Genomic DNA, 15,386 nt, shown 5'->3' with positions numbered 1-15,386 from the left:
GTCTTGGCGTGGAGGGGAGATACCCCGGGCTCGGACCAGCCAAACGGTGCCGTCAATTCTGGAGGAGCCCGGGTCAGGCCATCTCGGGGACCCGCAGGTGGGCGAGCGCGAGCTCGAACTCTCCGACATCGATCTGATCGGCGCTCAAGTCACGTAGACGGGCGGTGCGTAGCGCCCTGGCCTGATCACGGTTGTGCTCCATCGCTTCGGCGCTGTCGAACGTGGCCGAGGACACTGCCCGTCCCGAAGCCCTGTCGAGCATGAGGCTGGCGCTGCAGAAGCCCTCTAGGTCTTCCATTGCCGGCAGCACCGAGGTGCGGTAGAAGTCCACGGCCCGGTCGAACAGTTCGGGGCGGGTTCGCAGCCAGGTGGCCCGCACGCAGGCGCCGGAGCCCGAATATTGCTCGCGGTGGACCACCGCGATCTCCCATTCGTCGACAGTGGCGGTTCCGGCGAATGTCTCCACCACGCGATGGCGCAGCGGTGCGACTGCGGCGGCGCTGGCGTGCATGGCGTCTTCGGTCCGCCACGCCGTCGTCAGGATGCACTCGCCGGATTCCCGGTTGACCATCAGCGACAGGCCCACACAGCCCTCCACATCGTCGAGGGCAGGCATCACTTCGTCGCGAACATGGGCGATGCCGGCATCGATGGCCTGGGTGCGCGCTGCGATCGTGGTTGAACGTGCGAACACGATCCACCTCTTCCCTGCCAGGGCGGCGCCCCGGTGGCGCCACCGGTTCCACCTCCACCTTCCTCCGGTGTGTCGCGGCGGGCAATGGTGTGGCGACAGACTCGTAGGCTGGGTGGATGGATACCGACGTGATCGACGTGGACACCTCGCGGCAGCGCATCGTCGATCTCACCGACTCGGTGCGCGAGTTCTGTGGCCCGCACCGCGATGGGTTGTGCAACGTGTTCGTGCCGCACGCCACGGCGGGTGTAGCCATCATCGAGACCGGTGCCGGCTCCGACGACGACCTGCTCGATACCCTGGAACGGTTGTTGCCCCGCGATGATCGTTACCGGCACAGCCACGGGTCGTTCGGCCATGGTGCCGATCACGTGCTGCCCGCGTTGGTGTCGCCGTCGGTGACGTTGCCGGTCCAGGCGGGGCGCCCCCTGCTGGGAACCTGGCAGAGCGTGGTGCTGGTCGACCTGAACCGCGACAACCCGCAGCGCAGCGTCCGGCTCAGCTTTCTGGGGCAGTGACGCTCGTCGCCTTTTCGGAGCGAACACGCAGAACGGTAATGTAAAGCGGTCGAACTGGTGGTTGCCGCGCAACCCCAGCCACCCACGAACACGAGGACACGAGCAACGTGCAGACACACGAGATCAGGAAGCGCTTCCTCGATCATTTCGTGAAAGCGGGCCACACCGAGGTGCCCAGCGCATCGGTGATCCTCGACGATCCCAACCTGTTGTTCGTCAACGCCGGCATGGTGCAGTTCGTGCCCTACTTCCTCGGTGCCCGCACACCGCCGTGGGATCGCGCCACCAGCGTGCAGAAGTGCATCCGGACCCCTGACATCGACGAGGTGGGCATCACCACCCGCCACAACACCTTCTTCCAGATGGCCGGAAACTTCTCCTTCGGCGACTACTTCAAGAAGGGCGCCATCGAGCTGGCCTGGACCTTGCTGACGAACCCGGTCAGCGAGGGCGGCTACGGATTCGACCCGGAAAAGTTGTGGGCAACGGTCTATCTGGACGACGACGAGGCGATTCAGCTCTGGCAGGAAGTCGCCGGGCTGCCGCTTGAGCGCATCCAGCGCCGCGGCATGGCCGACAACTACTGGTCGATGGGCATTCCCGGACCGTGTGGACCGTGTTCGGAGATCTACTACGACCGCGGCCCCGAATACGGCATCGAGGGCGGCCCCGAGGCCAACGAGGATCGCTACATCGAGATCTGGAATCTCGTGTTCATGCAGAACGAACGCGGTGAAGGCAGGTCGAAGGACGACTTCGACATCCTCGGCCCGTTGCCGCGCAAGAACATCGACACCGGGATGGGTGTCGAGCGCATAGCGTGCCTGCTGCAGGACGTCGACAACGTGTACGAGACCGACCTGGTGCGTCCGGTCATCGACTTGGTCGCCGGGATCGCGCCGCGCGGATACGGCGCCGGTAACCACGAGGACGACGTGCGCTACCGCATCATCGCCGACCACAGCCGCACCGCGGCCATCATCATCGGCGACGGGGTCAGCCCCGGCAACGAGGGCCGTGGCTATGTGCTGCGCCGCCTGCTGCGTCGCATCATCCGCGCGGCCAAGCTGCTCGGCGTCGAGCGGCCCATCATGAGCCAGCTGATGACCACGGTGCGTGACGAGATGGGGCCCTCCTACCCGGAGCTCGTCAACGACTTCGAGCGCATCAACCGCATCGCCGTCGCGGAAGAGACCGCGTTCAACCGCACATTGGCCGCAGGCTCACGACTGTTCGACGATGCCGCCCGCACGACGCGCGCCGCCGGAAAGTCCACGCTGTCCGGCAGCGATGCGTTCACCTTGCACGACACCTACGGTTTCCCGATCGACCTCACGCTGGAGATGGCGGCCGAGGCCGGCCTGTCCGTCGACGAGCAGGGTTTCCGGACACTGATGGCCGAGCAGCGGCAGCGCGCCAAGGCCGACGCCGCCGCCCGCAAGCAAGCCCACACTGACCTGTCGGCATACCGCGAGCTGGTTGACGCCGGCCCTACCGAATTCACCGGTTTCGACGAATTGACTTCCGAGGCAAGGATTCTCGGGATCTTCGTGGACGGCAAGCGCGTGCCCGTGGTGGGGCACGAAGGCCTCGAGGCCGATCGTGTCGAGCTGATCCTGGATCGCACTCCGTTCTACGCCGAGTCCGGTGGGCAGATCGCCGACGAAGGCGCGATCACCGGGACCGGAAGCTCGGAGACCGCCAAGGCGGCCGTCACCGATGTGCAGAAGATCGCGAAAACCCTGTGGGCGCATCGGGTCAACGTGGAATCCGGCGAGTTCGTCGAGGGCGACACCGTGGCCGCCGCCGTCGATCCCAAGTGGCGCCACGGCGCCACCCAGGGGCACTCCGGAACCCACATGGTGCATGCCGCGTTGCGGCAGGTCCTGGGCCCCACCGCCGTTCAGGCCGGTTCGCTGAACCGCCCCGGCTATCTGCGGTTCGACTTCAACTGGCAGGGCGCGCTCACCGATGACCAGCGCGCACAGATCGAAGAAGTGACCAACCAGGCCGTCGAGGCCGACTATCAGGTGAACACCTTCATCACCGCGCTGGACAAAGCCAAGGCGATGGGCGCGATGGCGATGTTCGGGGAGAACTACCCCGACCAGGTGCGGGTGGTCGACATCGGCGGGCCGTTCTCGCTCGAACTGTGCGGTGGCACCCATGTGAGCAACTCGGCCCAGATCGGCCCGGTGACCATCCTCGGAGAGTCCTCGGTCGGGTCCGGTATCCGACGTGTCGAGGCCTACGTCGGCCTCGAGTCGTTCCGCCACCTGGCCAAGGAACGGGCACTGATGGCGGGGCTGGCCTCGTCGCTCAAGGTGCCCTCCGAAGAGGTGCCTGCCCGGGTGGCGAACCTGGTCGAGCGTCTCAAGGCCGCCGAGAAGGAACTGGAGAAGGCTCGGCTGGCCAACGCGCGGGCCGCGGCGGCCAATGCGGCCGCCGGTGCCGAGACGATCGGCAAGGTCCGGGTTGTCGCGCAACGGATGGCCGGGGGCATGTCGGCCGGTGATCTGCGCAGCCTGGTGGGTGACATCCGGGGCAAGCTCGGTGCCGACCCCGCAGTGGTGGCGCTGATCGCCGAAGGCGAGAACGACGCGGTGCCCTTCGTGGTCGCGGTCAACCCGGCGGCGCAGGATCTGGGGCTGCGCGCCAACGAGTTGGTCAAACCGTTCAGCGCGGCGGTCAACGGCCGCGGCGGTGGAAAAGCGGACATGGCACAAGGTTCCGGTAAGGGGGCGGCGGGTATCGACGCGGCATTGGCCGCGCTGCGCGCCGAGATCGGCCGGGGCTAGCTTCGTGTCCGACACGGTCGACGACCGCCTACCGGACCGTCCGGGGGACGACGACCCCGGCCGCGGGCGCCGCATCGGCATCGACGTCGGGACCGTGCGGATCGGCGTGGCCAGCTGTGATCCCGACGGGATACTGGCCACCCCGGTCGAGACCGTCCAGCGGGACAAGCGGGACCGCTCGGGCAAGCACCTGCGCAGACTGGTGAAGTTGGTCGCCGAGTACGAGGCGGTCGAGGTGGTGGTGGGGCTGCCGCGCACACTCGCCGACCGAGCCGGCAGCTCAGCTCTCGACGCCATCGAGATGGCGGAGCTGCTGGCGCGTCGAATCGCTCCGATACCGGTGCGATTGGCCGACGAGCGGCTCACTACTGTGACGGCTCAGCGGTCGTTGCGCGAGGCGGGGGTTCGGGCAAAGGGACAGAAGGCGATGATCGACCAGGCCGCTGCGGTGGGCATTTTGCAGAGCTGGCTGGATCAGCGACGTGCGGCCCTGGCTGCGCGCGGAGAGGGCATGGATGGCTGAGAAGTGGGGTGCCGACAAAGCGAAGCCCGAGGCGATCGGACCACCGCGACGTGGGCTGAGCAAGGCTGAGCGGGCTCGCAAGGCCCGCAACGACCGCAGGCGACGCGCCACCAGGGGCTTGTCCATCACCGCACTCATCGTGGTGATCATCGGTGCGGTGTTCCTGGGTTCCAAGCTGTGGCACAGCATGTCCGGCAGCGCCAACGACTACGCGGGTGACGGTGTGGCCGACGTCGTGGTCCAGGTTCACGACGGCGATTCCACGACCGCCATCGGAAAGACCCTTCAGGGCAAGAAAGTCGTCGCCACCGTCAAGGCCTTCGTCGACGCGGCGCACAAGAACGAGGCGATCTCGGCGATCCAGCCCGGGTTCTACAAGGTGCGCACCGAGATCCCGGCGGCCAATGCCGTTGAGCGGCTGGCTGATCCGGAGAGCCGGGTGGGCAAGCTCACCATCCCGGAGGGACGTCAGCTCGACGACACCTCCGATGTGAAGACCAAGGCCGTCACCGACGGCATCTTCACGCTGATCTCGAAGGCCTCCTGCGTCGAGCTCGACGGCAAGAAGCGTTGCGTCCCGGTCGACGCGTTGCGGGCGGCCGCACAGACGGCACCCGCGGCCGCGCTGGCGGTGCCCGACTGGGCGGCCGCTCCGGTCGCCGCGATGCCGAACGACCATCGGCGGCTGGAGGGCTTGATCGCGCCGGGCACCTGGAACGTCGATCCCGCGGGATCGGCCCAGGACATCCTGTCCAATCTGATCGCGGGCAGCACCACCGTCTACACCCAGAGCGGTCTGCTCGACACCGCCGCGGCAATGCAGATGTCGCCGTATCAGATCCTCACCGTCGGATCCCTGGTGCAACGCGAAGCCAAACCACAGGACTTCGCCAAGGTCGCCCGGGTGATCTACAACCGGCTCGCCGAGCACAGCAAGCTGGAGTTCGACTCGACCGTGAACTACCCGCTGGATCGCCAGGAAGTGGCGACCACCGATGAAGACCGGGCCAAGGTCACCCCCTGGAACACCTATATGAGTCAAGGACTTCCACAGACGCCGATCTGCTCACCCGGCGCCGATGCCCTGGCCGCCGCCGAGCGTCCGGCGGACGGGGACTGGCTGTACTTCGTGACCATCGATCTGCAGGGCACCACCCTGTTCACCCGCGACTATGAGCAACACCTGGCCAATATCGAACAGGCACAACACAACGGTGTCCTCGACAGTGCGAGATAGCCAAGACGGCGGGGGCCGCCGCGCGGCTGTTCTGGGCTCGCCGATCACCCACTCGCGCTCGCCGCAGCTGCATCTGGCCGCCTACCGGGCGCTGGGCCTGCCGTCATGGACCTATGAACGCATCGAGTGCACGGCTGAACAACTGCCCGGCCTCGTCGGTTCCCTGGGCCCCGAGTGGATCGGATTGTCGGTCACCATGCCGGGCAAGTTCGCCGCCCTGGAGTTCGCCGATCAGCGCACCGACCGGGCCCAGTTGGTCGGCTCGGCCAACACCTTGGTGCAGATGCCCACCGGCGGCTGGCGCGCCGACAACACCGATATCGACGGCGTCATCGGAGCGCTCGGCACCGCCGGGGCCGCTGCACTGGTGATCGGATCCGGCGGCACCGCCCCGGCAGCCGTGGTGGCGCTGGCCGAGCTGGGGGTTCAGCGGGTCACGATCGTGGCCCGCGACGAGGGCAAGGCATCGCGATTGGTGGAGTTGGCCGGCCGGTGCGGTGCGCAGGCCAGCTGGTGCGACATCGGCAGCAGCGCCTTGACCGATGCGGTCGCTGCGGCCGACGCGGCGGTCAGCACCATCCCGGCCGACGCTGCCGCCGCCTACGCGGGCACGCTCGCCGCGGTGCCGCGGGTCCTCGATGCCATCTACGACCCGTGGCCGACGCCGTTGGCCGCGGCCGTAGAAGCCGCAGGGGGCGAGGCGATCAACGGATTGCAGATGCTGCTCAATCAGGCTTTCGCGCAAGTGGAGCAGTTCACCGGGATGCCGGCACCCAAAGATGCGATGAGGGACGCGCTGCTGCGGCCTTAGCCTCGATGGATGGGGGCGGGGACAGCGGCGATCGCGGGCGTCTGGCTGCTGGTGCTGAGTGGCTACGACATCGCCGAACGTCGGCTGCCGAACTGGCTGACGATGCCGGGGGCGGCGTTGGTTCTGGGAATCGCGGCGGCAGCCGGGCGCGGTGGCGCAGCGGCTGCCGGTGCTGCCGCGTTGTCCGCGCTCTACCTGGTGGTGCATGTGGTCTCGCCGCGGTCGATGGGCGGCGGCGACGTGAAACTCGCGGTCGGACTGGGTGCGATGACCGGGGCGTTCGGCGTGGACGTGTGGTTGTTGGCGGCGCTGGCCGCGCCGTTGCTCACCGCGTGCCTGGCACTGGGCGCGGCCGTGCGCGGTATCCCGACGGTGCCGCACGGCCCATCGATGTGTCTTGCCAGCGCGGTGGCGGTCAGCCTGGTGCTTGTCTAGCCGTGGTCGGGTGTCGGCTCGTGTGCGAAGAATCGCCGGAATGTGGCACACAAGCCAACATCGGCCGGAGATGACCACGGATTTCGGGAGGCAAACCCCGACGTGGGAGAATGACACCCGTGTTGCGTTGGACCACAGCTGGTGAATCCCACGGCCGCGCCCTGGTGGCCATGCTCGAAGGGATGGTTGCCGGCGTGCCCATCACCTCCGAGGAGATCGGAGCACAGCTCAAGCGTCGTCGCCTCGGCTATGGCCGGGGTGCCCGGATGAAGTTCGAACAGGACCAGGTCACCATGCTGGCCGGGGTGCGTCACGGCAGCACCCTGGGTGGGCCGATCGCCATCGAGATCGGCAACACCGAATGGCCCAAGTGGGAGACCGTGATGTCTCCGGACCCGGTCGACGAAGCCGAGCTTGCCGCAGAAGGTGCAGCGCGCAACGCCCCGCTGACCCGTCCCCGTCCCGGGCATGCCGACTACGCCGGCATGCTCAAGTATGGCTTCGACGATGCCCGGCCGGTCCTGGAACGCGCCAGCGCCCGTGAGACGGCCGCCCGCGTGGCGGCAGGCACCGTGGCCCGAGCCTTCCTGCGGGCCGCACTCGGTGTTGAGGTGGTCTCGCACGTCATCTCCATCGGCGCGTCCGAGCCGTACGCCGGCCCGCCGCCGCAGTTCTCCGACCTGGAAAAGATCGATGCGAGCCCAGTCCGGGCGTTTGACGAAGCCGCTGAAGCGTCGATGATCGCCGAGATCGAGGCCGCCAAGAAGGACGGCGACACCCTCGGCGGTGTCGTCGAGGTCGTGGTCGAAGGCCTGCCCATCGGATTGGGCTCGTTCACCAGCGGTGACAACCGCCTCGACAGCCAGCTCGCCGCCGCGGTGATGGGCATCCAGGCGATCAAGGGTGTGGAGATCGGCGACGGATTCGAAACCGCCCGGCGTCGCGGCAGCGTGGCCCACGACGAGATGTACCCCGGCCCAGACGGAATCTTGCGCTCCACCAACCGGGCCGGTGGCCTGGAGGGCGGCATGACCAATGGCCAGGCACTGCGGGTCCGGGCCGCGATGAAGCCCATCTCGACCGTTCCCCGCGCGCTGGCCACCGTCGACATGGCCACCGGTGAAGAAGCCGTCGCCATCCACCAGCGGTCCGACGTGTGTGCGGTACCGGCTGCCGGCGTGGTGGTGGAGACCATGGTCGCGCTGGTGGTGGCCCGCGCGGTGCTGGAGAAGTTCGGCGGGGACTCGCTGGCCGAGACCCGCGCCAACATCGACGCCTACCTGCGGGCCGTCGCCGAGCGCGAGCCGGCGGCGCAGGCCCTGGGCTGATGGCCCCCAAGGCGGTACTGGTCGGCCTGCCGGGTTCGGGCAAGTCGACCATCGGCCGCCGGCTGGCCAAGGCGCTGAACCTCACGATGCTCGACACGGACGCGGCGATCGAGGAGACCACCGGCCGCACCATCGCCGACATCTTCGCCACGGACGGTGAGGCGGAGTTTCGCCGGATCGAGGAAGAGGTCATTCGTTCGGCGCTGGCCGGCCACGACGGGGTGCTGTCTCTCGGTGGCGGCGCTGTCACCACCCCTGGTGTGCGCGCGGCACTGGCCGGGCACACCGTCGTCTATCTGGAGATCAGTGCGGCCGAGGGGATCCGCCGCACCGGCGGTTCCACCGTCCGGCCACTGCTGGCCGGCCCCGACCGGGCCGAGAAGTACCGCGCGCTGATGTCCGAACGGGTACCGCTGTACCGTCGGGTCGCGACCATGCGGATCAACACCAACCGGCGCAACCCCGGCGCGGTAGTGCGCACGATCGTCACGCGTTTGGAGAACCCCCCGATCCAGAAGCAGCCCCAGAAGCAGCAGCCCCCGACATCACGGGCCGCCAAGCGGCGCCGGCGGCGCCCGCCGTGGCGGCGTGCGCCGGGCGCGCAATCGCCGTCCGGCTCCGAGCCCACCGGCGGCACCGCCGCGGCCGGCACCGAACCGAAATCGATACCCACCCCCGCGGCCCTGGCCGCTCGCAAAGCGGAGCGTAATGATGACTGACCCGGTAATCGTCGAGGTACTGGTGGACCGGCCCTACCCGGTCATCATCGGAACCGGCCTGCTCGGCGAACTGGGCAATACCCTCGAGGGTCGGCACAAGGTGGCGATCCTGCATCAGCCGGTTTTGAACCAGACGGCCGAGGCCGTCCGGCAACACTTGGCCGACAAGGGAATTGAAGCCCACCGCATCGAAATCCCGGATGCCGAGGAGGGCAAAGAACTGCCGGTGGTCGGTTTCATCTGGGAAGTGTTGGGCCGCATCGGTATTGGCCGTAAAGATGCGGTGGTCAGCCTGGGCGGGGGAGCGGCAACGGACGTTGCGGGCTTTGCTGCGGCGACGTGGCTGCGCGGTGTGGACATCGTGCACGTGCCGACCACGCTGCTGGGCATGGTCGACGCAGCGGTGGGCGGCAAGACCGGGATCAACACCGACGCCGGCAAGAATCTCGTCGGCGCGTTTCACCAGCCGGCCGCGGTCCTGGTCGACCTTGCGACGCTGGAAACGTTGCCGCGCAACGAGATCATCGCCGGAATGGCCGAGATCGTGAAAGCCGGTTTCATCGCCGATCCGGTGATCCTCGACCTCATCGAGGCCGACCCCGAAGCGGCCCTCGACCCCACCGGCACGGTGCTGCCCGAGCTCATCCGCCGCGCGATCGCGGTCAAAGCCGAGGTGGTTGCTGCCGATGAGAAGGAGTCGGCTCTGCGCGAGATCCTGAACTACGGCCACACCCTGGCGCATGCCATCGAGCGCCGCGAACGCTACAAGTGGCGTCACGGTGCCGCGGTTTCGGTGGGATTGGTGTTCGCGGCCGAACTGGGCCGGCTGGCCGGGCGTCTCGACGACGAGACCGCCGACCGGCACCGCGCTGTGCTGACCGCGCTCGGCCTGCCGGTCACCTATGACAGCGACGCGCTGCCCCAATTGATCGATTACATGGCAGGCGACAAGAAGAACCGTTCGGGAGTGCTGCGCTTCGTCGTCCTCGACGGGCTGGCCAAGCCGGGTCGTCTCGAGGGCCCGGATCCGTCACTGTTGGCGGCTGCATACGCAGAAGTGGCGCGGACCTGACGGCCCACGCCACCCGCGCCTGAATCTGAGGCAAGCCCTCGCGGGCCGGTCTCGCTACTGCTTGGGTTGTTCGGGGTACTCGATGGTTTGCGTGGTGTCGTCGGTGCTTTCGGCGGCACCGTTGGCGGTCACCGCGGCGAACACGTCGGTGTCAGCGCGGTCTTCGGCGGTGGCAGCCAGGCCGTGGTGGCGTTGACGTGGCATCGGCGGGGCCTTGCGGTCCACCAGCCAGCGGCCCACCGTCACGCCGCCCACCCCGAGCAGGAACACCAGCAGCGCGGTGAATGCCGCGAAGGTGGTGACCTCGTTCAGCAGCGCATCGGTGTAGAGGCTCTTGTAGAACAGGCCGATGAACCATGCCACCGCGCCGCTGACGATGCCCGCGAACAAGCCGGCGATCAGCCAGGTCATCGCGAGGTCGGAACGACGGTCCGGATCCGGATTGGCGCGGGCGTCGGCCTGGCCGTCGACCAGACCCCAGATCAGCACCGCGATCCCGAACAACGTGACCAGTCCCAGGCTGAACCAGGTGGCGTTACCCGGCGAGGCGTTGATCAGTGCTCCCTGCAGTAAGCGCACGATGACCATCGCTGTTGCGAACACCACTCCGCGCAGTAACCACTTGCTCATGGGGGCACACTGTAGCGAGTAGCGTCACAGACCGTGACTATTTCCCAGCGCAGGGACCGGCTGCGCCGTCGGCTGGCCGAGCGGGGTCTGGACGCGATGTTGGTAACTGACCTGGTCAACGTGCGTTATCTGTCCGGATTCACCGGTTCCAACGCGGCCCTGCTGATCCTCGCGGAGAACGCCACTCCGGTGCTGGCCACCGATGGGCGCTACCGCACACAGGCGGCGCAGCAGTCCCCGGATGCCGAAGTCGTCATCGAACGGGCCTGCGGATCGCATCTGGCCGGGCGCGCGGCGCGCTGCGGGGCGCTGCGGCTGGGTTTCGAGAGCCACGTGGTGACGGTGGATGCCTTCGCGGCGATGCAGAAGGCCGCCGGTGACACCGTCGACTGGGTGCGCGCGGCGGGCACCGTGGAGGCCCTGCGCGAGATCAAGGACGCCGGCGAGATCGCCATGCTGCGGTTGGCCTGCGAGGCTGCCGATGCGGCGCTGACGGATCTGCTGGAGCGCGGTGGGTTGCGGCCCGGCCGGACCGAGCGCGAGGTGCGCAACGAGCTGGAAGCGCTGATGTTGCGCCACGGCGCCGACGGGCCGTCCTTCGAGACGATCGTGGCGACTGGCGCGAACTCGGCCATCCCGCACCACCGGCCCACCGATGCGGTGCTGGCCGCGGGCGATTTCGTCAAGATCGATTTCGGTGCCCTGGTGGAGGGCTACCACTCCGACATGACGCGCACGTTCGTGCTGGGCCCCGCGGCCCAGTGGCAACGCGACATCTACGACCTGGTGGCCACCGCACAGCGAGCCGGCCGTGACGCGCTGGCTCCCGGCGTTTCGCTGAGCACGGTCGATGCCGCATCGCGCCAGGTCATCGCCGACGCCGGGTACGGCGACAACTTCGGACACGGTCTCGGGCACGGCGTCGGATTGCAGATCCACGAAGCGCCGGGAATCAACGCCACCGCCGCCGGTACACTGCTTGCTGGCTCTGCGGTCACCGTTGAGCCAGGTGTCTACTTGCCCGATCGCGGCGGTGTCCGGATCGAGGACACCCTGGTCGTCGGAGAGGCGGCACCCGACCTGCTTACCCGGTTCCCCAAGGAACTGGCCATTTTGTGACAAAAGCTTAGGAGCTACACCCTCATGGCATCGACTGCCGACTTCAAGAACGGGCTCGTCCTGCAGATCGACGGACAGCTGTGGCAGATCGTCGAATTCCAGCACGTCAAACCGGGTAAGGGGCCGGCCTTCGTGCGGACGAAGCTCAAGAACGTGGTGTCCGGCAAGGTCGTCGACAAGACCTACAACGCCGGCGTGAAGGTGGAGACCGCCACCGTGGACCGCCGCGATGCCACCTATCTGTACCGCGACGGCAGCGACTTCGTCTTCATGGATTCCGAAGACTTCAACCAGCACCCGTTGTCCGAGGCGCTCGTCGGCCGCCTGGCCGACTTCCTGCTGGAGAGCCTGCCGGTGCAGATCGCCTTCCACGACGGTGTCCCGCTGTATCTGGAGCTGCCGGTATCCGTCGAGCTCGAGGTTTCCCACACCGAGCCTGGCCTGCAGGGTGACCGGTCCAGCGCAGGCACCAAGCCCGCGACGATGGAGAGCGGCGCCGAGATCCAGGTGCCACTGTTCATCAACACCGGCGACAAGCTCAAGGTCGACACCCGCGATGGCAGCTACTTGGGCCGCGTGAATGGCTGACCATGCCTGACCGCCGTGGCGACCGGGGCCGGCACCAGGCCCGCAAGCGCGCCGTGGATCTGTTGTTCGAGGCCGAGGCACGGGGCCTGACGCCGGAGGCGGTGGCCGACGGCCGGGCCGCGCTGGCCGAGGACCAGGCCGAGGTCACCCCCCTCAACCCCTACACGGTGTCGGTGGCCCGCGGTGTCACCGAACACGCCGCCCACATCGACGATCTCATCTCGGCTCACCTGCAGGGGTGGACGTTGGAGCGGCTGCCCGCCGTGGACCGTGCCATCCTGCGGGTGGCGGTCTGGGAGCTGCTGCACGCCGAGGACGTACCCGAGCCTGTCGCGGTGGACGAAGCCGTCGAGCTGGCCAAGGAGCTGTCCACCGATGAGTCACCCGGATTCGTCAACGGCGTGCTGGGCCAGGTGATGCTGGTGACCCCGCAGATTCGTGCTGCCGCTGCCGCCGTGCAGGGTGCGGTTCAGGACCGGCCCGAACAGTAGGACCCGAAGATGTGTCCCGAACATCGGGATCATCGGCGCTGTGCAGTGCCACGATGTTGTTACGTGTGTTGCCATACGTAACAACATCGGAGGCCGCTGATGGGACACGAGCCGAGACAAATCGCGAACATCGGTGAGGACGGCCTGCACCTGCACGCCTGCCCGCTGTGTGAGGCCATGTGCGGCTTGGAGATTCAGGTTTCCGGCGGTGCGGTGGCCAGCGTTCGGCCGAACAAGTCCGACCAGTGGAGTGCGGGCCACATCTGCCCGAAGGGTGCGTCCCTGGCCGCGCTACACGACGACCCGGACCGCATCCGCCGACCGATGATCAAGGTGGCCGGCGAATGGCACGAGGTCGACTGGGACACCGCATTCCGGCGTTGCACCGAACTGCTCGCTCCCGTCATCGAGAAGTACGGCGTCGGCGCGGTCGCGGCATACACCGGAAACCCACTGGCACACTCGTTTTCGTTGTCGCGCTACTCGGCGGTCCTGTTGGGGCTTTCCGGTATGCCGATCACGTACTCGCCCGGCACCATCGACCAGTGGCCGAAGAACCTGTCGTCGCACCTGATGTACGGCAGCTGGTGGGCCTTTCCGACCCCGGACATCCAGCGCACCGATCTGCTGGTGGTGATGGGGGCCAACCCCGCGGCCTCGCAAGGATCGCTGCTGGCCGCCCCCGACGTGATGGGCATCATCGCGGGTATCCGTCGGCGTGGCAAGGTGATCGTGATAGACCCGGTGCGCACCCCCACCGCGGCCAAGGCCGACGAATGGTTGCCGATCACGCCCGGTACGGACGCTGCGCTGTTGCTCGGGATCGTCCACACCGTGTTCGACGAAGGGTTGGTCAATCTCGGCGACCTGGAGCACCACCTCGACGGGGTCTCGACCCTGCAGCGGGCGGTGGCCGATTGGTCACCCGAAAGAGTCTCAGCCGCAACGGGTATCGATGCCGACCGGATTCGCGGCTTGGCCCGCGAACTGGCCGGTACGCCGCGTGCGGTGGTCTACGGCCGGATCGGCACCTGCAATCAGGAGTTCGGCAGCCTGGCCAGCTGGCTGGTGGACGTGGTCAACATCGTCACCGGACACTTCGACACCCCCGGCGGTGCCATGTTCGCCACCCCGACCGCTTGGACGGTCACCAGCCAGCCGATCCCCGGGCTGGAGGACGGGGCACCCAATTTCGGTCGCTACCGCACCCGGGTGCGCGGGGCCAAGGAGGTGCTCGGCCAGGTGCCGGTGTCGTGCATGCTCGAAGAGATCACCACCCCCGGCGAAGGGCAGATCAAGGCCCTGATCACGGTGGCCGGAAATCCTGTGCTGTCCACCCCGGGTGGTGACCGACTCGACGAGGCGCTGCCGCAGTTGGACGCGATGATCTCGGTGGACCTGTGGCTCAACGAGACCACCCGGCACGCCGACGTCATCCTTCCGGGTGCCTCGGCGCTCGAGCAACCGCACTCCGCCGACCTGTTGCTGGGTGCCGCGATCAACAGTTTCGCCCGGTACTCGCCGCCGGTGTTCCATCGTGAGGATCCCGACGCCCCCGAGGAATGGGAGATCCTGATCCGGCTGACCGGGCTGTGCACCGGCACCCCGGCCGAGGATGTGGACATCGCCGCGCTCGATGACGGTTGGTTCGACTACCTGTGTTTCACCCAGGGGCTCGACGGGGCCGAGATTCGCAAGCACTACGACCACGGCGGCCCTGAGCGGATGCTCGATCTGACGCTGCGCACCGCCGCATTCGGCGACCGGTACGGCGAAAATCCGGACGGCCTGACCTTGGAGAAGCTCAAGGCGCACCCGGACGGAATCAACTACGGCCCCATGGTGCCTCGGGTGCCGGAGGTGCTGGGCACCGCCGACAAGAAGATCCGGCTGGCGCCGCAATACCTCCTCGACGACCTGCCGCGGCTGGCCGGCCGACTCGATCGGGCTCCCGACGAACTGGTCTTGGTGAGTCGGCGGCACCTGCGGTCCAACAACTCCTGGCTGCACAACGTCGGCTCCCTGATGAAGGGACGCGACCGGTGCACCTTGCTGATACACAGCCGGGATGCGGCATCGCGAGGCATCGCCGACGGCGAGGACGCCGAAGTCGCCTCGGCGGGTGGGAAGGTCGTCGTGCCGGTCGAAGTAACCGATGCGATCAAGCCTGGCGTGGTGTCCATGCCGCACGGCTGGGGCCACGGCCGGCCCGGAACCAGGCTCGGCGTCGCCAACGCCTCACCCGGGGTGAACACCAACATCTTGTCGCTGCCCGACTTCATCGACGAGCCGTCCGGAAACGGTGCGCTCAATGGCATCCCGGTCACGGTCAGCCGGACGACGATCTAGCGGCGAGGGACGAGCCGCGTTGAGGAGTGCGGCAATTAGACCAGCCGGACGACGATCTAGCGGCGAGCGTGGGC

General features: G+C 67.7%; 14 protein-coding genes and 1 pseudogene. 13 read left to right on the top strand and 2 right to left on the bottom strand.

Going from position 1 to position 15,386, the window contains the following annotated elements:
* Positions 1-73 precede the first annotated feature (73 nt).
* Complete coding sequence (locus E0T84_RS23785; protein ID WP_070943625.1) at positions 74-694, bottom strand: antibiotic biosynthesis monooxygenase; 621 nt, start codon at positions 692-694, stop codon at positions 74-76.
* A gap of 128 nt (positions 695-822) precedes the next feature.
* On the opposite strand from E0T84_RS23785, the gene E0T84_RS23780 reads away from it, so the two are divergent.
* The 9 genes and pseudogenes from E0T84_RS23780 to aroB all read left to right on the top strand — a co-directional run bounded on the left by E0T84_RS23780 (position 823) and on the right by aroB (position 10,135).
* A complete protein-coding gene (locus tag E0T84_RS23780; RefSeq protein ID WP_171055152.1) occupies positions 823-1,212 on the top strand; it encodes a secondary thiamine-phosphate synthase enzyme YjbQ in 390 nt (129 codons plus the stop codon).
* A 107-nt stretch (positions 1,213-1,319) separates the two neighbouring features.
* Entirely contained in the window at positions 1,320-4,010 is a 2,691-nt protein-coding gene (gene alaS / locus E0T84_RS23775; protein ID WP_138745723.1) for an alanine--tRNA ligase, read from the top strand.
* 4 nt (positions 4,011-4,014) lie between these two features.
* On the top strand, positions 4,015-4,533 hold the full coding sequence (ruvX, locus tag E0T84_RS23770; protein WP_138745722.1) for a Holliday junction resolvase RuvX: 519 nt from the start codon (positions 4,015-4,017) through the stop codon (positions 4,531-4,533).
* Entirely contained in the window at positions 4,526-5,770 is a 1,245-nt protein-coding gene (gene mltG, locus E0T84_RS23765; RefSeq protein ID WP_070186883.1) for an endolytic transglycosylase MltG, read from the top strand. Before ruvX ends, mltG begins: the two co-directional genes overlap by 8 nt.
* A complete protein-coding gene (locus E0T84_RS23760; RefSeq protein WP_171055151.1) occupies positions 5,748-6,581 on the top strand; it encodes a shikimate dehydrogenase in 834 nt (277 codons plus the stop codon). The genes mltG and E0T84_RS23760 overlap by 23 nt, the downstream gene beginning before the upstream one ends.
* Before the next feature lie 9 nt (positions 6,582-6,590).
* On the top strand, positions 6,591-7,016 hold the full coding sequence (locus tag E0T84_RS23755; RefSeq protein WP_070943631.1) for an A24 family peptidase: 426 nt from the start codon (positions 6,591-6,593) through the stop codon (positions 7,014-7,016).
* 119 nt (positions 7,017-7,135) lie between these two features.
* The gene (gene aroC / locus E0T84_RS23750; protein ID WP_070943739.1) at positions 7,136-8,344 is read left to right on the top strand and encodes a chorismate synthase; all 1,209 of its coding nucleotides are present in this window, start codon (positions 7,136-7,138) and stop codon (positions 8,342-8,344) included.
* Positions 8,344-8,850: pseudogene (locus E0T84_RS23745) on the top strand (shikimate kinase); the annotation flags it as partial. The gene aroC and the pseudogene E0T84_RS23745, both read left to right, overlap by 1 nt.
* A 205-nt stretch (positions 8,851-9,055) precedes the next feature.
* Positions 9,056-10,135: a 3-dehydroquinate synthase gene (gene aroB, locus E0T84_RS23740; protein ID WP_138745720.1), complete on the top strand. Its 1,080-nt coding sequence runs from the start codon at positions 9,056-9,058 to the stop codon at positions 10,133-10,135.
* A 54-nt stretch (positions 10,136-10,189) separates the two neighbouring features.
* Here aroB and E0T84_RS23735 read toward each other — a convergent pair whose 3' ends face one another.
* Positions 10,190-10,765, bottom strand: a complete 576-nt coding sequence (locus tag E0T84_RS23735) for a B-4DMT family transporter (RefSeq protein ID WP_070186878.1) — start codon at positions 10,763-10,765, stop codon at positions 10,190-10,192.
* A gap of 33 nt (positions 10,766-10,798) precedes the next feature.
* Between E0T84_RS23735 and E0T84_RS23730 the strand changes: the two genes are divergently transcribed.
* The 4 genes from E0T84_RS23730 (at position 10,799) to E0T84_RS23715 (ending at position 15,312) form a co-directional block, all read left to right on the top strand.
* Positions 10,799-11,884 carry an aminopeptidase P family protein gene (locus E0T84_RS23730; RefSeq protein WP_070186877.1) on the top strand — a complete coding sequence of 362 codons (1,086 nt, stop codon included), beginning with the start codon at positions 10,799-10,801 and terminating at the stop codon, positions 11,882-11,884.
* Between the two features lie 24 nt (positions 11,885-11,908).
* A complete protein-coding gene (gene efp, locus E0T84_RS23725; protein ID WP_070186876.1) occupies positions 11,909-12,472 on the top strand; it encodes an elongation factor P in 564 nt (187 codons plus the stop codon).
* Positions 12,473-12,474: 2 nt separating this feature from the next.
* Complete coding sequence (nusB, locus tag E0T84_RS23720) at positions 12,475-12,963, top strand: transcription antitermination factor NusB (protein WP_070186875.1); 489 nt, start codon at positions 12,475-12,477, stop codon at positions 12,961-12,963.
* Between the two features lie 99 nt (positions 12,964-13,062).
* Positions 13,063-15,312: a molybdopterin-dependent oxidoreductase gene (locus E0T84_RS23715; RefSeq protein ID WP_138745719.1), complete on the top strand. Its 2,250-nt coding sequence runs from the start codon at positions 13,063-13,065 to the stop codon at positions 15,310-15,312.
* Positions 15,313-15,386 lie beyond the last annotated feature (74 nt).

Origin of the sequence: Mycobacterium sp. DBP42 (assembly GCF_005924235.1) — a bacterium.
In the GTDB taxonomy this organism is placed as follows: Bacteria; Actinomycetota; Actinomycetes; order Mycobacteriales; family Mycobacteriaceae; genus Mycobacterium; species Mycobacterium syngnathidarum.
This window is presented reverse-complemented; position numbering and strand designations above follow the sequence as displayed.

Excerpts from the sequence above, each read along its gene's own strand:
- mltG (WP_070186883.1), top strand. The coding sequence starts at position 4,526 with ATGGCTGAGAAGTGGGGTGCCGACAAAGCGAAGCCCGAGGCGATCGGA.
- E0T84_RS23755 (WP_070943631.1), top strand. The coding sequence starts at position 6,591 with ATGGGGGCGGGGACAGCGGCGATCGCGGGCGTCTGGCTGCTGGTGCTG.
- aroB (WP_138745720.1), top strand. The coding sequence starts at position 9,056 with ATGACTGACCCGGTAATCGTCGAGGTACTGGTGGACCGGCCCTACCCG.
- E0T84_RS23735 (WP_070186878.1), bottom strand. The coding sequence starts at position 10,765 with ATGAGCAAGTGGTTACTGCGCGGAGTGGTGTTCGCAACAGCGATGGTC.
- efp (WP_070186876.1), top strand. The coding sequence starts at position 11,909 with ATGGCATCGACTGCCGACTTCAAGAACGGGCTCGTCCTGCAGATCGAC.
- nusB (WP_070186875.1), top strand. The coding sequence starts at position 12,475 with ATGCCTGACCGCCGTGGCGACCGGGGCCGGCACCAGGCCCGCAAGCGC.
- E0T84_RS23715 (WP_138745719.1), top strand. The coding sequence starts at position 13,063 with ATGGGACACGAGCCGAGACAAATCGCGAACATCGGTGAGGACGGCCTG.